The organism is Actinocatenispora comari (assembly GCF_017312725.1).
In the GTDB taxonomy this organism is placed as follows: Bacteria; Actinomycetota; Actinomycetes; order Mycobacteriales; family Micromonosporaceae; genus Actinocatenispora; species Actinocatenispora comari.
Genome location: NZ_BOPO01000045.1, coordinates 54089 through 70281, shown reverse-complemented (window position 1 = coordinate 70281; position 16193 = coordinate 54089). Strand labels below are relative to the sequence as shown.

The window sequence follows — 16193 nt, the reverse complement described above, 5'->3', positions numbered from 1 at the left end:
TCGCCTGCAATTTGCAGCGCAGAAGTTCAACTCGAATCGGCGCCGAATCGCCACCTGTTCCGGGCCGCCGTCAGGGCCCCCGATGGGCGAGACTGGGACGATGACGGCGCGACCGGACGGCACGATGGGCTGGCTGCTCGCGCAGTTCGCGCGCGACGCCGGCGCCGCACACGCCATCGCGGTCTCCGCCGACGGCCTGCTGCTCGCCTCGTCCGGCCGGCTGCCCACCGAGGCCGGCGAGCAGCTCGCCGCCATCGCCGCCGGTACCACCTCGCTCGCGGCCGGCGGCGCGGAACTGCTCGGCGGCGGCCGAGTGGTGCAGACCGTCGTCGAGATGTCGGTCGGGCTGCTGTTCCTGATGAGTATCGGCGACGGCGCCTGCCTCGCCGTCCTCGCACCCCCGGACTGCGACGTCGGCCGGATCGGCTACGAGATGACCCGCCTGGTCGACCGCGTTGGGCCTGTCCTCAACCCCGGCCACCGCGACGACACCCTGCGGGAGGGGTCGTGAGCGAGCGGGAGCGGGCGGCGCGGCGGCAGGCGAGTGCGCACGCGGCCGAGGTGCACGTGGACGCCCAGCGCAAGGTACGGGAGGCGGAACAGCGGCGGGCCGGCGAGCTGGTCGCCCGGTTCGTCCGGGACGTGACGGAGCGCGGCGTCGCACCGGTGCCGCTCACGGCGCGCGGGTACGGCGGCCGGCACCGGTACCGCACCGGGCTGCGCGGCTGGTACCTGAAGCCCGACCGGTCGATCGCCGTCGGCACCGACGGCGAGTTCTACATCCTGTCCGTACCGGACTCGGCACTCGCCCGGGTGCGCGGGGCGCGGGTCGCGCCGACCCCGCCGCCGCTGACCGTCGGCGAGGGCGCCCGGGACGGGGAGACGCTGCCGCTCGCCGACCTGCTGCGGCTGCGACTCGACCGACCGCTGGACTGAGCCACGGCGAACGGGGCACAGAACGGCGCCGGGCGCCGTCTCAGCGGCACAGAACGGCGCTGGGCGCCGTCTCAGCGGCGCAGAACGGCGCCGGGGTGCGGTCTCGGCGGCGCACCCCGGCGCCGGCTGGTGGGAGGCCCGGCCGGGGCCTCCGGTGGAGCGAGGCGCCGCCCGCACTGCGCGGGCAGGCGGGCGACGCCTCAGTTCGAGGGGCGCCGGCTACTGGCCGTTGCCGTGGGAGAGGCCGAGGAACTCCTGCTGCTCCCGGTCGTACCGCTCGGTCAGCCCGTGGCCGTACCGGTGCCACCAGTTGTCGGTGACCCCGCCCTGATGCGTGGTGGTGTTGCCGTAGATCGCCCGGTCGTAGTCGATCCGGGCGTCGTGGTACGACTGCTGGAACTGCTCCGGCGTCATCTGCTGGATGGTCTGGATGGTGTGCTGCGACAGCGTCCCGCTGCGGTGGATCGGGTCGCCCGCCATCGAGTTGAGGATCGCCTGCACACCACCCTCGCCGCGCATGTGCGCGCCGGACACGATCGCCGCCTGTACCCCGGGGTCGGAGAAGTTGAGCGCGCCGGCCGCGCGGGCGTGGTCGGACAGCAGGCCGCTGACCACCGCGACCTCCTGCGGGCTGCCCTGGCCGTACCGGTTGCGGGCGGCCAGGATCTGGTCGTAGCCGTTGTGCTCGCTCTGCCGGAACCCGTACAGCTCGCGGACACCGCCCTGCTCGCCGGACGCACCCTCGGAGTCCATGATGCTGCGCACCACGGCCGGGTCGAGCGCATCGGTGGGCCCGCCCGCGGTCGTACCGCCACCGCCCTGCTGGCCGCCGTACCCGTCGGCGACCGCGGTGTCGGTGCTCGCGTAGTCGTCGCTGGACTGCTGCACGTGCCCGTTGATCTTCTCGAACAGCTGCATCGCGCTGCGCAGCGACGCCACCAGCTGGCTCTGCAGGGTGGCGTTCGCGGCGGCGACCGGGCTGCCCAGCGCGGCGAACGACAGCCCGTCCAGGACCGCCGTCTCCAGGCCGCTGATCACCTCGCCCATCCGGCCGGTCAGGCCGGACACGTCGGAGGTGAGCGCCCGCACCGCGGTCGGGTTGATGCTGAAACCGCCGGAACTCATCGGCCTTCCTCCTCCGTCGGCAGCCCGATGAGGCACGACACGCGATACCCATGGTTCACTCGCTGACGCTCGCTCACGGGCCGTCCTCCTTCGTCGGACGTCGGGAGCCCCAGTTTCGGCGAACGGCGGCCAGCGTCGTACGGCACAACTACCCACTGCCGTCCGGGGCGGTGTGGGCATTCTGACCGGCACGGCCACCCGGCAGCCACCACACCACGAGCACGCCCAGCACCGCGATCGCGACGGCGACGATGCGCAGCGCGGTACCGGCCGCACCGGTGAACGCGTCGAGCACGGCGCCCCGGTCGACGCCGGTGACCGCGAGCGCGGCCGGTACCGTGCTCGGATCGCCGGCCGCCGGCGGCAACCGGGCGTCGAACCCGGCGGTGATCAGGCTGCCGGCGACCGCGACGCCGATCGCACTGCCGAGCTCCCGGGTCAGGCTCTGCAGCCCCGATCCGGTACCGGCGGCGGACGCCGGCAACGCGGTCACCATCACCTCGGACAGCACCGGCCCGGCCAGCCCGCACCCGGCCGCGACCAGGACCACGCCGAGCACGTAGCCGGGGTAGCCGGTGTGCGCGTCCAGGTTGCCGACCACGGCGAGGCCGGCGACGAGCACCAGCAGGCCGGCGCCGACCCCGGCCCGCCGCCCGTACCGGCGGGTGAGCGCGACGCCGGCCCGCGGCGCCAGGTACAGCGCCGCCGCCATCGGCAGCAGCCGCAGCCCGGACCCCAGTACCGAGAAGCCCCGGACGTACTGCAGGAACTGGCCGTTGAGGTACATCACCGCGAACATGCCGACGAAGGTCAGGGCCATGCCGAGCGCCCCGGCGCGGACCGCCGGCGCGGCGAGGATGCGCGGGTCCAGCAGCGGTGACCGGGCCCGGCTGCCGTGCCACACCCAGCCCGCGAGCAGCAGTACCGCCAGCGCCGCGGCCGCGACGACCGGCGCGGCGAGCCAGCCGTACCGGGGTGCGGCGATCACCGCGAACAGCAGCGCCAGCACACCGGCGGTCAGCAGCCCGGCGCCCACCGGATCGGGCCGGCCAGCGTGCCGCGGTACCCGCGGGGCGGCCAGCGCGGCGACGACCACCGCGGCGCCGGTCAGCGGTACCGCGGCGGCGAACAACACCCGCCAGGACCCGGTCTGCAGCGCGGCGCCGCCGCCGACGTTGCCGAGCACCGCGGCCAGGCCGGTCATCGACGACCAGGCCGCGATCCGCCGGCTGCGGCGGTGCCCGTCCAGGGCCCGCCTCGAACCTCCCGCGGCCGGGACCGGCGCGAGCAGCAGCGCGAGGGTGCTCGGCAGTACCGCGGCGGCGCCGAGACCGGACAGCATCCGGCCGGCGATCAGTACGCCGGTGGTCGGTGCCAGCGCGCAGAGCGCGGCGCCGAGCCCGAACACGCTCATCCCGGCGAGCAGGGTTCCCTTGCGGCCCAACCGGTCCGCCAGCGCGCCGGCCGGGATCAGCAGGCACGCGAAGACCGCCACGTACCCGTCGACGACCCACACCACCGCCTCCGCGGAGGGGCGCAGGTCGCTCGCCGACAGCAACGGGATGCCCAGGTTCAGCGCCGAGACCATGCCGACCACCAGCGCCACGCACAAGCCCATCGCCACCGTCAGGGCAGCGCCACCGCGGACCGGGTCGCCGCCCGACGAGGCGCCGCAGGCACGGTCGGCGGATCGGTTCGCGGCCGGCCGGGCCGCACCGGCCGCGGCGTCACTGGACCGGGTGCCACCGATCGGGGCATCGCCGGACGGGGTGTCGCCGGACGGGGTGTCGCGGGTCATCGGTGCAGGGTGGCGGACAGGGTCATCCGGTCGCCGCGGACCCGCAGGTACTCCAGGTCGACCGGGCGGCCGTCGGCGAGCCGGCTGAGCCGTTCGATCGCGAACAGTGGCGCCCCGGTCGGTACCGCCAGCAGCGCGGCGGTGTTCGCGTCCGCCACCGCCGGCGCGACGGTGACATCGGCGGCGCCGAGCGGCTGCCCGGTGGCCTCCTCGATCAGCCCGAACACGTCGCGACCGGCGAGATCGGCGCCGAGCAACCGCCTGCCGACGTCGACGGCGAGGTAGCTGTTGTCGAGCGACAGCGGGCTGCCGGCCAGGTGCCGGACCCGCTCCAGGTGCACCACGGTACGGCCGAGCCGGGCGGCGACCGCGGCCGGCGCGGTGACCACCTCGGCGACCCGGACCTCGTTGCGTACCTCGCCCGCGGCGCCGAGCGTCTCGGCCAGCCCGGTGAGCCGGTCCAGCGGGTGCGGGTGCCGGTGACCGACGACGACCGTACCGATGCCGCGGCGGCGCTGCACGAGCCCCTCGGCGGCGAGCAGCGCGAGCGCGTCCCGCACCGTGTTGCGCGACGCGGTGAAGTCCCGCGCCAGCGCGGCCTCGTCCGGCAGCCGGGCGCCGTCGTACCCGCCGGCCAGGATCTGCTGGCGCAGCACGTCGGCGACCCGGCGGGCCCGGTCCGCCCGCCGCTCCCCCGCCGGCCGTTCGGTGCGAGACGGCCCGCCGTCGGCGCCGTCCTGGCCCGACCGGTCGCCACTCCCGGGGAGCCCGGCGCTGGCCGGCCGGGCGAGACCGGGCACGGCCGGGTCGGGCGGGCCGGAGTGCTCGGGCGGGCCGGCGTCCGGTGGGTCGGCTGGCTGCGGCATGCCATCGACGCTAGCGCGCGGGCTGTTTCGGCCGAGTTACGCCACCGCTGCTGACCTGCACAAACGTCTGACCAGCGGGTTCGGCCGGGTACGCCGGCGCTCCGCCACCCGCCGTGGCAGCGGCGGGTGGCGGAGCCTGCCGGTCGCCCCTACGACAACCGGCGGTGATGGCGTCAGGAGGCGGGGATGCCGTACACGGTGACCTCGGTGAGGTGGAAGGTCGCGTTGGCGGTGTTGCTCAGCCCGATGATCCGGACGTACCGGGCGGTGCCGATGGTGTCGAACGTGTCCCCGGCGTCGGTCGCCGCGGCGGTGGTCATCCGGCCGCCGACGGTGAACCAGTGCGTACCGTCCTCGCTGGCGACCACCCGGTAGGTGTAGTACCGGCCACCGCCGACGTAGTTGCGCACGTTGATCCGGGACACGTCGGTCGCCGCGCCGAGGTCGACCTGCCACCAGGTGCCGTCGGCCTCCAGCGGACCACCCCAGTACGGGGAGTTCGCCCGGCTGCCGTCGTTCGCCGCGGTGGCCGGATGGCCCTTCTCCTCGTTGAACGCGGTGACCGGCTTGCCGACGCTGCACTGCGGGTCGCCGCTGCCGTCCCGCGGCATCGTGAACGTGCCGGTGGACATGGCGTCGAACACGCCCAGCCCGGCCGTACCGGTGTGCCGGTCGACCGCGGTGAAGAACATCCCGACGTCCTCGGCGTCGGTCGCGCCGGGAAGCTCCGCCGATCCGATGACCGTCCAGTGTGTACCGTCGGACGAGCACTCGCCGACGAACGTGTCGCCGTGCCGGCCGAGCCGCACCTGCACGCTGGCACCGAACCCGCCGACCTCGGACACCTTGTTCAGCAGCCCGTCGCCGTCCGGGTCCCAGTTGAACAGGCAGCCCTGCTGCGGGGTCACCGCGACCGCGGCGAACCCGGTACCGGGCTTGGTCAGGTCGCTGCTCGCGATCAGCCCGGCCCGGGCGTACGGCGCCTGCGCGTCGAGGCGGGTCACCGTCGTCGTGGCGGCGGTGCCGTCGGTCAGCGCACCCGGCCGGTACACCGAGGCGAACTCGGTGGCGGTCGAGTTGATGTCCTCGCCGCCGCCGGCGATCGCGATCGTGTCACCGGACTGCGCGTACGACGCGTCGGTGGTGTCGACGGTCTTCCAGTCGTCGGACACCTCCCCTGCGACCAGCACGCTGGTGCCGGCGCTGGCGTGCCCGTCGGTACCCCACTGCGCGGTGGCGGCGAGGTCGCCGATGTCGCCGGCGGTCGCACCGGCCGGCAGCGTCACCGACCAGGTCGCCTCGAAGGTACCGCCGGCGGCCACGTCGTCGGCGTCGCTCGGCGTGCTCGCCGTCGCCGCGTAACCGTCCGGTGTGGACAGTTCCAGTGCGAGCTTTCCGGTGCCCTGCAACATGTTCAGGTTGGTGAACGTGGCGGTGACCGAGACCGTACCGCCGGGCTTCGCCGCGTTGTGCGTGCTGCCCAGGCTCAGCGTGCCGTCCGGGCTCGCCGCCACCTCGCTCGCCAGCTGGTACGCGTCGCCGTGCGGCCGGGTCGGGTACTCGGTGTCGGCGTGCGCCCAGTCCTGCGCGACGGTGGTCCAGTCGACCGGTACCGGCGGCTTTCCGGTCGACAGCGCCGTGTCCAGGCTGTCGAAGTAGGTCTTCCAGCGCAGCCCGTAGTAGTCGCCGACCAGCCCGTTGAACTCCCGCCGGGCGTAGTCCTGCAGCGTGGTTCCGGTGGCCCACAGGGTGACCAGCGACCGCACGTCGTAGCGCAGCGCCGCCCGCTCGGCCGGCCCGGCCGCGGGCCGCTCCGCGCCCTGCTGCCAGCTGCCGAACAGGAAGTGCTCGTCGCTGCCGAGCAGCCGGTCCATCAACGCGATCTGGTCCTCGAACCGGCCGGACAGCCGGTCGAACTCCGCCTTGTCACCGGACCGGTACGCGGCCAGGATGCGCGGCAGCGCGGTCCGGCTGTGGTTGGCGAGCACCTGGCGCGCCACGTCGACCAGGTCGTAGCGGTACGCGCTGGTGGTGCGCAGCGACGCGGGCACCGCGAGCAGGTCGGTCAGCACCGTGTCGAACGCCGCGGTGTCGTACGGCAGCGGCGAGGACGAGGTGGACAGGCTGGGCTGGTTGTCGAACAGCGCCGTCGGGTGCCGGCTGTCCACGGTGGCCGGCCAGCTGTAGACGGTGTCGGCCAGGGTGCGCCACGCCGCGGCGGCGTGCGGGTCGGACCCGCCGTACCGGGCGGTGGCGTACTGGGCGAACCAGTCGTGCAGATCGACCGGGCCGCTGCGCCACGGCAGTTCGGTGAAGAACTCGACCGCGGCCGGGTTGTTGTCGATCGCCTCCGGCATCAGCGCGATGCCGTCCTGCGCGCTGCCCGGCTTGTCCTGCCACTGGTAGAACTTCTCGTTCCAGGTGGTCAGCTGGGCGCCCAGGTTCGTGTGCCCGCCGAAGTTCCAGATCGTCCCGAACGCGTACGGGGTGCCGAAGAAGTCCTTGTCCCGGTCGGTGACGCTGGGCTGGTCCGAGATCCCGTCCAGGACCACCATCTTCGACCGGTCGATCGACTGCAGGGTGGCCGGCAGCGGGTTGGACTCCCAGCCGAGGATGCCCCACAGCGCGTCCGGATGCGCGGCGTTCAGCGCCTGCTGTACCGCCTTCGACGCCGCCGGCACGTCCACGTCGCCGGCCTTGCCGCCCTCGTGCAGCAGGTCCATCTTGTACATCGTGGACGGCCCGAGCAGCCTGGTCTGCGCGGTGTAGAACGCCTTCGCCACCTTGCCGAACCACTCGTTCGTCGGGTCCAGCCAGTCCGGCCGCGGCAGGCTGTTCCAGGTGCCCTGGGGCACCGTCTTCGCGCCGGCGTTGCGGTCGGCGAACCCGTCCGGCACGGTGCCGAAGTAGCCCGGCAGTACCGGCGTCATGCCGAGCGACCGCAACCGGTCGGCGATCCGGCGGCCCAGCTTGGCGCGCTGGTCGATCAGGTGCTGCGAGATCGGGTCACCGACCCCGGACAGGTTCTGCAGCAGCCACCAGGACTGGTGCCCCGGCTGCGGGATCCAGTTGCGCATCTCGTTCGCCGAGTAGCCGAACTGCTCGAACGTCTGCTGGTAGACCGACTCGGAGCCCTCGTACAGCAGCACCTCGTTGATCCCGCGCAGGGCCAGCACATCGATCCGGTGCTGCCACTCGTTCCAGGACAGGTACGGCCCGGCGTACCCCTCGTTGGTGTCGTTGAGTGCGAACCGGTGCGTCACCGACGAGGTGTGCGTGATCGGCTCACCCGGCAGCGGCAACCGGCGCGGCAGCGCGGCCAGGCTGTCGCCCTCCAGCGACACGTCCACGTGCGCGACGTACTTGAGGTACCAGCCGAACCCGGTCAGCAGCACCGCCGGGCTGGTACCGGAGATCACCAGCCGGCCGTGCTGCGCGTCGATGCCGAAGGTGTCCTTCGCGGTGCCGCGGTCCACCGCGCGCAGCGTCACCTGGCTCGCCTTGGCGCCGATCAGCCGCCGGACCGCGGCGGCGGCCGGCGAGGTGTCGAATGCGCCGCGCGGGTGGTGTGTCGGCGCCGGCGCGGCCTGCGCGGGCGCGGCCGTAGCGATCACTGCCAGTACCGCGACGGCGGCGAGCAGGGCGCGGCCGATGCGGCGGGCGAGTGGCGGTCGGTCGGGACGTCGGTGCGGGGAGGGGACGGGCGGCAAGGTGCTCACCTCGTTCTGCTGGGGGCCGAGACGCAGCGGGGCGTACCTGACTGACGGTTATCGACTTTTCGAAACGATCCTACGAAAGTTCTTGCCGCAGCATGGCCCGCCCGACCCCACCCGTCAACCCCGTCCCATGACCCGAAGCGGGAGTCGCGCTCTTACGGCGCCACCGCGCGGTCTGGGCCCTCCAACCAGCTCGCGTGCGTCCCGTCGACGTCACTGCCAGGCCGAGGATCTTCCTCCCAGCGGTCCCCGGCCAGTTCGACCGGGCCACGGCACGAACTGTTGTGGATCACGATGACATTGATCAACCCGCGCATGTACGCGCGAATGGCTCGCTCCGCGTCAGCCGTGATCTCCGAGGTACGCGAATCGACGACGACCCGGCGGTAGCCGTGCCTGTCGATCAGGTTGCCGGCGAGCGTGAAGACGGCATGTCGCGAAATGCCCAGCTCCTCAGCCAGGCTCACCAGCGTGGTCATTGCCGCCCCGCGTGGTGGTCGGGCAGCAGCCCAAGGCTGGCAATGACCTCGTCGAGTGTTCTCGCCTCGTACTGGTCGCCCCCCGCGTTGACGATCCAGCCCCGCCCAGAACGGATGGCCGAGGCGCGGATCCGTCCGAAAGCATGCACGCGGATGGTCTGGCCAACACCCACACCGAGCGTCGGCGCTTCATGCGGTGACATCGCGGCAGGTCGCAACACGATTCCCTCCTCTTCTGAATGACGTAGGTTCCGTAGCTCCGGCCGAATCCACGCCAAGTTCTCGCTCACTTCGTTCGCTCACTCAACTCGAACCGTCAGTGAGGTTCACGCTACGATCAGGGCGATCCGCGGACGACTCACCATGGGTACGAGTAATCGGACCTTCGTTGATTCATCAAGCCCACGACCCGCCGGAACGCCGACCGTCAGTACGCGCAGAGGTGCGACATGCCAGTATCGAGACCGCGCCGCGGGGTCGTCACCGGCTACCTGATGAAGCTGATCCGTGAGTCAATCCCGGCGAGTCAGGAACAACTCGCCGAGCACCTCGGCGTCGATCGTGGCACTGTCCAGGGTTGGGAGTCTTCTCGCCGATCGTTCACCGCCGTACCGCATGGGTATTCGCTCGCCATCCGTCAGCGTCTGGTCCGTCTCGGTGGCCACCGGACTCTCTTGCACGCGCTGGACCGAGCAGCTGAAGCCGACCTGCTGATCGGACAGATCCTCGATTCTGACCCCGCAGACGCCGTCGACAATCATCCGCTTGGCTGGTCGGTGCTGAACCACGCAGTGACCGATCTGATCAGCTGGGCGGTGTCCGGAGCTGAGCCACGAATCATCCAGCATGCCAATCTGTCCCCTGCTGAACGGCGCGGCCCGACCGCTGCCGGCCCCTCGCTCGATGCCGCAGACCGCCGGCGGTTCTTCGAGAACCTTCGGATGCTCGCGGATCGCGCCGCTTCAAACGATGATGTGATCCTGTTGCATCGACAGGCGTGTTACCTGGGCAGCCTCGATCGAACCGGAGCGCCGGCTGCCTGGCTCGCACCGGCGGGCACCTTTCCCTACTTCCACCGTGCACAGCCATGGACTCCACGCTGGGTGGATGCACGATCTGTTGCCACCTCCCTTGCCCGGCAAGGTGACCGCCAGCCGCTCCGCGACTTCATCACCCATGCTCACTGCGACGATCAATCGGAGTTGGCGGGACTGAACTATTGGGCATTCTGGGTCGGCGAGATCGACCAGCAACAGCCAGACGACCGGTTCATGGCGGACTCGTCGCTACGGTGGCGTGGGACGACGTTGCTGCGACACATCGCTGATCGGCTCGACGCCGATCACGCGTTCATCGATCTGAATGTGCACACCTTGTGGGCGCTGATGCAGGCACGTCCAGGCGTTGCCCAAGCGGCAGCTGACACCGCATCGTTGCTGGTTACTCGCGCCGAACGTCTCATGGACGCCGCGGAGCTGTCGGAAAGGTCCAGGAGAGACCTGACCGCCGTACTCTACGGTCTGCGGGTACAGGGGTTTGACCACGGGCGGGAGAGTCTGGTGATGGCTGACGCGGAGGCTGCTGGTGCGATGAGCTTCATCTTCGAGGCTGGCGTGCTCAAGCGTGCCGCGCGCACCGGATGGTGGTTCGTCGGCGAGAAGAGTCCCGAGACGGTCGCCGAGCACTCGTTCCGGGTCGGCATCATCGGTGCCGTGTTGGCCGCGATGGAGGGGGCGGACGCCTCCCGGGTCGGTCTGATGGGACTGTTGCACGATTCGCAGGAGACCCGAGTTACCGACATCCCGCACATCGGTCGGCGTTATCTCGATGCGACTCCGAACGAGAAGATCACGGCCGACCAGATCGCCTCCGCGCCGGAACCTGTGCGCGCCATGATCCAGTCTGTGGTCGACGAGTACGAGGCTCGCCAGACCATCGAGGCGATCGTGGCCCGGGACGCCGACAAGCTGGAATGCCTCGTCCAGGCCGTCGAGTACCGCGAGGCTGGCTACCAGAACGTACAGCCGTGGATCGACTCCTCGCTGGCTGCGCTGAAGACCGACTCGGCACGGCGGCTGGCCGAGGAGGCGCTGCGCGGCGACACGCTGCGGTGGCAGCGAACGTTCGCGGGGACCGACTGACAAGTCCGACTCGGACGAGACGCGAATGTCAGCAAGCCGGCGGCGGCCCGGACGGTCCGCAGCCGGTCGGCGGCGGTGCGCGACCACCGTCCGCGCCGGCTGTGATCTGGGTGAAGGTTCGGCGGCGATCGGGCCCGCGGGGCGGGTCGGAGTTGGCAGGCTGGGGACGTGCACGCGAACGGATCCAGACGATGACCGAGTCGGGGCGCTGGTCTGCGCGCAGCGCCGGGACGAACCGGGAAACCGCGCTGCGCAGTTTCCTACAGACCGAGTCGGGCAGCGCCACCGTACTGGTGGTCGCCGCGGTGGCGGCCCTGCTGTGGGCCAACGTCGACGGCGCCGGGTACGAACGGTTCTTCGGCACCGAGCTCGCGGTCCGGTTCGGCGACATGGGCATCACCCAGGGCCTGCGGGAGTGGATCAACGGCGGCCTGATGGCGCTGTTCTTCTTCGTGGTCGGGCTGGAGGCGCGGCGCGAGTTCGACATGGGCGAGCTGCGCGACCGGCGGCGGATCACGCTGCCGCTGCTCGCCGGGCTCGGCGGAATGGCCGTACCGATCGTCATCTACCTGGCGATCAACGCCGGCCAGCCGTCCGTGCACGGCTGGGGCGCGGCGATGTCGACCGACACCGCGTTCGCGCTCGGACTGCTCGCGCTGGTCGGCCGCCGGCTGCCGGACCGGATCCGCGCGTTCCTGCTCACCGTGCTGGTGGTCGACGACCTCGTCGCGCTCGCCGTCATCACGTTCTTCTACAGCGGCCACGTCACGCTGGTACCGGTGCTGGTCGCGATCGGCGCGTTCGTGCTGCTGCTGGTGCTGCGGCGGCTGCCGATCGCCGGCCGGATCATGGGCGTAGTGACCGTCGTACTGGCGCTGGTCGTGTGGGGTGCGCTGCGGGCGGCGGACGTGGAACCGGTCGTCGCCGGGCTCGCCGTCGGCCTGCTGACCGCGGCGTACCCGCCCGCCAGCGACGACCTGGAACGCGCCACCGGCCTGTTCCGCTCGTTCCGGGAACAGCCGACGCCGGAACTGGCTCGTACCGCCCGGGCCGGGCTCGCCGCCGCGCTGTCACCGAACGAGCGGCTGCAGCAGTTGTTCCACCCGTGGACCAGCTACCTGATCGTGCCGGTGTTCGCGCTGGCCAACGCGGGCATCCCGATCAACGGAGGGTTTCTCGCCACCGCGTACACCTCGCCGATCACGCTGGGCATCCTGTTCGGGTACGTGCTGGGCAAGCCGATCGGCATCCTCGGCGTCAGCTGGCTGGCGAACCGGATCAGCCGCGGCCGGCTGCAGCCGCCGGTCGGCTGGGCCGCGATCGCCGGCGGCGGCGCCATCGCCGGGATCGGCTTCACCGTGTCGCTGCTGATCGCCACGCTGGCGTTCCACGGCGAGCAGCTGGCCGAGGCGAAGCTCGGCGTGCTGTCCGCGGCGCTGTGCGCGGCACTGCTGTCCTGGGCGGTGTTCGCGGTGACCGGGCGCCTCGCCCCGCTGCCCCGCAGCCGGGCCCTGCTCGGTACCGGCGAGACCCTGGTCGACCTCGCCGTGCCGGTCGCCGACGACCGGGACCACGTGCGCGGGCCCGCGACCTCGCCGGTGACCATCGTCGAGTACGGCGACTTCGAGTGCCCGTACTGCGGGCAGGCCGAGCCGGTGGTGCGCGACCTGCTCGCCGGGCACGCCGAGATCCGGTACGTGTGGCGGCACCTGCCGCTGCGCGACGTGCACCCGCGCGCGTACCTCGCCGCGAAGGCGACCGAGGCGGCCGGCAAGCAGGGCGCGTTCTGGCCGATGCACGACCTGCTGTTCGACCACCAGGACGAGTTGCGGCCGACCGACCTGTTGCGGCACGCCGAGACGCTGGGACTGGACGTGGAGAAGTTCAAGGCCGACCTGCGCGGCCGGTGGGTGCAGTCCCGGGTCGCCGACGACGTCGAGTCGGCGCAGCTGTCCGGCGTCTCCGGCACCCCGACGTTCTTCATCAACGGCCGCCGGCACTACGGCGCCTACGACATCGAGTCGTTGACCGCGGCGGTCAAGACCGCCAAGGCCCGCGCCATGATCCGCACCATCGGCACCGACCCCGAACCCGCGTGACCGCGGCCGGGCGGCGTCAGGTGGCCGCGTCGAGGAGGGCGATCGCGGCGGTGCGGGCGGTGCGGGACACCGTCGCCGCGTCGTGGTCCATCCGGGCCGAGACGCTCGTACCGTCGTAGATGACGTGCAGGGCGTGCGCGACGGCCGTCGGATCGGCCACCCCGGCCCTCGCCGCCAGGTCGGCGAACACGCCGCGCAGCCACGCCCGGTACCGGTCGGTCTCCTCCTCGACCACGCCGCCGCGCGGTGACTCGGCGCTCGCGGCCACGAACGGGCAGCCGTTGAAGCCCGGGGCGGCGCAGGTCTCGGCCTGCGAGTCGAAGATGGCGAGGATCTGCTCGCGCGGGGTGTCGTGCCGCGCGATGGCGGCGGCGACCCGGTCGGCGATGCGCGCGTGCCGGCCCGCCAGGTACGACCGGACCAGCTCGTCCTTGCTGCCGAACGTGCTGTACAGCGACGCCTTGGCGACGCCGGCCCGCTCGATGATCCGGTCGATGCCGACGGTGTGTACGCCCTCGGCGTAGAACAGCTCGTTCGCCGCCGCGAGCAGCCGCTCCCGGGGCGGCTTCCGTGCCGCGCCCTGCTCCGCCCTCGTCGCCATCGCACCCACCTCCGTACCCGACCCCGATGTTCCCGCGGCCCGCCCCGCTCGGCCACCCCGCTGCCGGCCGATTCACGGCTCGACGGTGATGTCCACCTTGTTCGGATAGAACGCCAGGTGCCCGGCGATCTGCTCGACCGCGGGGTACGGCGTCCGGTACGTCCAGACCGCGTCCACCGCTTCGGCGCCGTCCACCGCCAGCGTGTAGTAGGACGCCTCGCCCTTGTACGGGCAGTACGTCGTGGTGTCGGTCGGCCGCAGCACCGCCGGGTCCAGCGCGTTCGGCGGCAGGTAGTGCACCGGCGGGTAGCCGGCCTCGCGCAACTCGACCGACGCCGTCGTGTCGGCGAGCACCGTGTCGCCGAGCCGCACCACCACCCGGGCGGTCGACGGTGTCACCGTGATCGGGTGATCCGGCCCCGGAATCTTGCGTTCGCGTGCCATCGTCTCTCCTCCGTCTCGACCTTCGATCGTGCTACTGCCGGACCGGATCGGCCAGGGCTTGCGGGCAGTCTGCCCCGGGTCGCCCGTGCGGACGCTCCGTCACCGGCGCGGCTCGGCGCGGGCGGCGCAGCAGCAGGCCGGCGAGCGCGAGCGCACCGAGGACGAGCACCCCGATGCCGTAGTCGCGGGCCGCGGCCGGCAGGCTGCCCAGCCGTACCGCGAGGATGCCGCCGAGCACCGCCGGCCCGCCCATGCCCAGGTAGCAGACGATGTACAGCAGGGACAGCACGCCGGCGCGCTCGTGCGGCGCGGCCAGCGGCACCACGGTACGGATGCCGCCCTGGAAGCCGGCGCCGAAGCCGAGCCCGGCGATGGCGGTACCGACGAAGAACCCGACCGCGGAGCCGGCGGACACCGAGCCGACCACCAGCGCGATGCCGGCGAGCAGCCCGATGGTCCCGAGGTAGAGCACGGTACGGGCGGGCACGGTGCGCAGCGCGAGCACCGGGATGGTGCCGACGGCCGCGGCGAGGAACAGTCCCAGCCCGCCCAGCAGCGGGGCGTGCGAGTGGGCCATGCCGGCGACGATGCCCGGCGCGAGGGCGCCGTAGAAGCCGACCAGCGACCAGACCGCGAACAGCACCGGCGCGGCCACCGCGACCGCGCCGCGGGTCGCGCGCGGCAGGCTCAGTTCCGGGCGCAGGCTGCGCAGCGCGCCGGGCGCCCGGGTCACCGTCTCCCGCAGCAGCAGTACACCGACCGCCTGGGCCAGGTACACGGCGATGAGCAGCAGGTAGATCAGGTGGGTCGGGAACGGCAGGAACTGGACCACGGCCGCCGAACCGACCACCCCGACGGCGGTACCGACGCCGGGCGCGACCGAGTTGGCCAGCGCGCCGCGCTCCTTGTGCAGGTCGAGCATGCCGGCGCCGACCGCACCGATGGCGGCGCCGGTCGCGACGCCCTGCACGGCCCGGGCGACGAGCAGCGCGGGCACGCTGCCGGCGGTCAGGAACACGATCATCGCGACGACCGCGATCCCGAGCGAGACGAGCAGGACGGGGCGCCGGCCGAGATGGTCGGAGATGCGGCCGAGCAGCAGCAACGACACCAGTACGGCGAGGGCGTAGGTGCCGAACACCACGGTCGTGGTGATCGGCGAGAAGTGCCATTCCGCGGCATACGTCGCGTACAGCGGGGTCGGTGCCGCGGAGGCGGCGAGCAGGGTGACCACGATCGAGGCGAGCAGCAGCAGCGCCGCGGTCGGGTGCCGCGTGCCGGTGGGGCGGCGGAGGTCGGACAGGGTCGCGCTGGTCATCGGTTCCCCCGGAGGGTCCGGTCGCGGACCGCCGGCGGCAGTTCACGAACAGACAGGTCTGTCTAATCAGATACCGACACTAGACAGCTCTGTCTGGGCAGGCAACCGTTCCGGCCGAACCGGCTATGTGACCTGCCTCGCCCGGCCCGCAGCGACCTGCCTCGCGGCCCGCGCGGCCTGTCTCGCCCGGCCCCGGCGACCTGCCTCGCCCGGCCTGCGGCGAACCCCGACCGGCGCGACCCCGGCCGTACGCTCAGCTGTTCTCGGCGATGACCTCGATCTCGATCGCCGCTCCGAGCGGCAGCGCGGCGACCCCGATGGTGGTGCGCGCCGGGTACGGCTGGTCGAAGTGCCGCGCGTACTCCGCGTTCATCGCCGCGAAGTCGGCCATGTCGGTCAGGTACACGGTGCACTTCACCACGGCGGCGGGCGACAGCCCGGCCGCGGCGAGCACCGCGAAGAGGTTGGCGAGGCACTGCCGGGTCTGCGCCTCGATCCCGCCCTCCACCAGGGCACCGGTGTCGGGGTCCAGCGGAGTCTGCCCGGACAGCAGCACCAGGTCACCGGTGTCGATGGCCTGCGAGTACGGCCCGACGGCGGTGGCCTCCGGGGTGTCGACGGCGACTCTGGGCACGAGCGTCTCCTGGAGAGGTCGGAGTGGACTGTCGGC

Annotated in this window: 14 protein-coding genes; 4 read left to right on the top strand and 10 right to left on the bottom strand. The window is 72.3% G+C overall.

The genetic code is table 11. The annotated features are described in order from the left end of the window. Positions 1-100: 100 nt before the first annotated feature. Positions 101-511 (top strand): roadblock/LC7 domain-containing protein, encoded by a 411-nt coding sequence (locus NUM_RS13580; protein WP_207125186.1) that lies wholly within the window; start codon positions 101-103, stop codon positions 509-511. Then, positions 508-936: a hypothetical protein gene (locus tag NUM_RS13575; RefSeq protein WP_207125185.1), complete on the top strand. Its 429-nt coding sequence runs from the start codon at positions 508-510 to the stop codon at positions 934-936. The genes NUM_RS13580 and NUM_RS13575 overlap by 4 nt, the downstream gene beginning before the upstream one ends. 219 nt (positions 937-1155) lie before the next feature. Here NUM_RS13575 and NUM_RS13570 read toward each other — a convergent pair whose 3' ends face one another. From NUM_RS13570 to NUM_RS13545, 6 genes are all read right to left on the bottom strand, one after another. Continuing rightward, positions 1156-2061 carry a hypothetical protein gene (locus NUM_RS13570; RefSeq protein WP_207125184.1) on the bottom strand — a complete coding sequence of 302 codons (906 nt, stop codon included), beginning with the start codon at positions 2059-2061 and terminating at the stop codon, positions 1156-1158. 148 nt (positions 2062-2209) lie between these two features. Then, entirely contained in the window at positions 2210-3859 is a 1650-nt protein-coding gene (locus NUM_RS13565) for an MFS transporter (protein WP_207125183.1), read from the bottom strand. Continuing rightward, positions 3856-4725 carry a GntR family transcriptional regulator gene (locus NUM_RS13560; protein WP_207125182.1) on the bottom strand — a complete coding sequence of 290 codons (870 nt, stop codon included), beginning with the start codon at positions 4723-4725 and terminating at the stop codon, positions 3856-3858. Before NUM_RS13560 ends, NUM_RS13565 begins: the two co-directional genes overlap by 4 nt. A 173-nt stretch (positions 4726-4898) precedes the next feature. After that, positions 4899-8444 (bottom strand): alpha-N-acetylglucosaminidase TIM-barrel domain-containing protein, encoded by a 3546-nt coding sequence (locus tag NUM_RS13555; protein ID WP_207125181.1) that lies wholly within the window; start codon positions 8442-8444, stop codon positions 4899-4901. 152 nt (positions 8445-8596) lie between these two features. After that, positions 8597-8920 (bottom strand): hypothetical protein, encoded by a 324-nt coding sequence (locus NUM_RS13550; protein WP_207125180.1) that lies wholly within the window; start codon positions 8918-8920, stop codon positions 8597-8599. Next, on the bottom strand, positions 8917-9141 hold the full coding sequence (locus NUM_RS13545) for a hypothetical protein (protein ID WP_207125179.1): 225 nt from the start codon (positions 9139-9141) through the stop codon (positions 8917-8919). The genes NUM_RS13550 and NUM_RS13545 overlap by 4 nt, the downstream gene beginning before the upstream one ends. Before the next feature lie 1338 nt (positions 9142-10479). Between NUM_RS13545 and NUM_RS13535 the strand changes: the two genes are divergently transcribed. Together NUM_RS13535 and nhaA are read left to right on the top strand one after the other, a co-directional pair. After that, positions 10480-11061: an HD domain-containing protein gene (locus NUM_RS13535; RefSeq protein WP_207125245.1), complete on the top strand. Its 582-nt coding sequence runs from the start codon at positions 10480-10482 to the stop codon at positions 11059-11061. Positions 11062-11252: 191 nt separating this feature from the next. Further along, complete coding sequence (gene nhaA, locus NUM_RS13530) at positions 11253-13160, top strand: Na+/H+ antiporter NhaA (RefSeq protein WP_207125178.1); 1908 nt, start codon at positions 11253-11255, stop codon at positions 13158-13160. Positions 13161-13176: 16 nt separating this feature from the next. Here the strand turns inward: nhaA and NUM_RS13525 are convergent, their stop codons facing one another. The 4 genes from NUM_RS13525 to NUM_RS13510 all read right to left on the bottom strand — a co-directional run bounded on the left by NUM_RS13525 (position 13177) and on the right by NUM_RS13510 (position 16157). Next, the gene (locus NUM_RS13525; RefSeq protein ID WP_207125177.1) at positions 13177-13761 is read right to left on the bottom strand and encodes a TetR/AcrR family transcriptional regulator; all 585 of its coding nucleotides are present in this window, start codon (positions 13759-13761) and stop codon (positions 13177-13179) included. Between the two features lie 72 nt (positions 13762-13833). After that, entirely contained in the window at positions 13834-14205 is a 372-nt protein-coding gene (locus NUM_RS13520; protein WP_207125176.1) for a DUF427 domain-containing protein, read from the bottom strand. A 31-nt stretch (positions 14206-14236) separates the two neighbouring features. After that, entirely contained in the window at positions 14237-15523 is a 1287-nt protein-coding gene (locus NUM_RS13515; protein WP_207125175.1) for an MFS transporter, read from the bottom strand. Between the two features lie 253 nt (positions 15524-15776). Beyond that, positions 15777-16157 (bottom strand): RidA family protein, encoded by a 381-nt coding sequence (locus tag NUM_RS13510; RefSeq protein WP_207125174.1) that lies wholly within the window; start codon positions 16155-16157, stop codon positions 15777-15779. Between the last annotated feature and the right edge of the window lie 36 nt (positions 16158-16193).

What these genes read in the sequence shown, in the direction of transcription:
- NUM_RS13580 (WP_207125186.1), top strand. Translation starts at nt 101, where the DNA reads ATGACGGCGCGACCGGACGGCACGATGGGCTGGCTGCTCGCGCAGTTC.
- nhaA (WP_207125178.1), top strand. Translation starts at nt 11,253, where the DNA reads ATGACCGAGTCGGGGCGCTGGTCTGCGCGCAGCGCCGGGACGAACCGG.
- NUM_RS13565 (WP_207125183.1), bottom strand. Translation starts at nt 3,859, where the DNA reads ATGACCCGCGACACCCCGTCCGGCGACACCCCGTCCGGCGATGCCCCG.
- NUM_RS13560 (WP_207125182.1), bottom strand. Translation starts at nt 4,725, where the DNA reads ATGCCGCAGCCAGCCGACCCACCGGACGCCGGCCCGCCCGAGCACTCC.
- NUM_RS13570 (WP_207125184.1), bottom strand. Translation starts at nt 2,061, where the DNA reads ATGAGTTCCGGCGGTTTCAGCATCAACCCGACCGCGGTGCGGGCGCTC.
- NUM_RS13525 (WP_207125177.1), bottom strand. Translation starts at nt 13,761, where the DNA reads ATGGCGACGAGGGCGGAGCAGGGCGCGGCACGGAAGCCGCCCCGGGAG.
- NUM_RS13515 (WP_207125175.1), bottom strand. Translation starts at nt 15,523, where the DNA reads ATGACCAGCGCGACCCTGTCCGACCTCCGCCGCCCCACCGGCACGCGG.
- NUM_RS13550 (WP_207125180.1), bottom strand. Translation starts at nt 8,920, where the DNA reads ATGACCACGCTGGTGAGCCTGGCTGAGGAGCTGGGCATTTCGCGACAT.
- NUM_RS13520 (WP_207125176.1), bottom strand. Translation starts at nt 14,205, where the DNA reads ATGGCACGCGAACGCAAGATTCCGGGGCCGGATCACCCGATCACGGTG.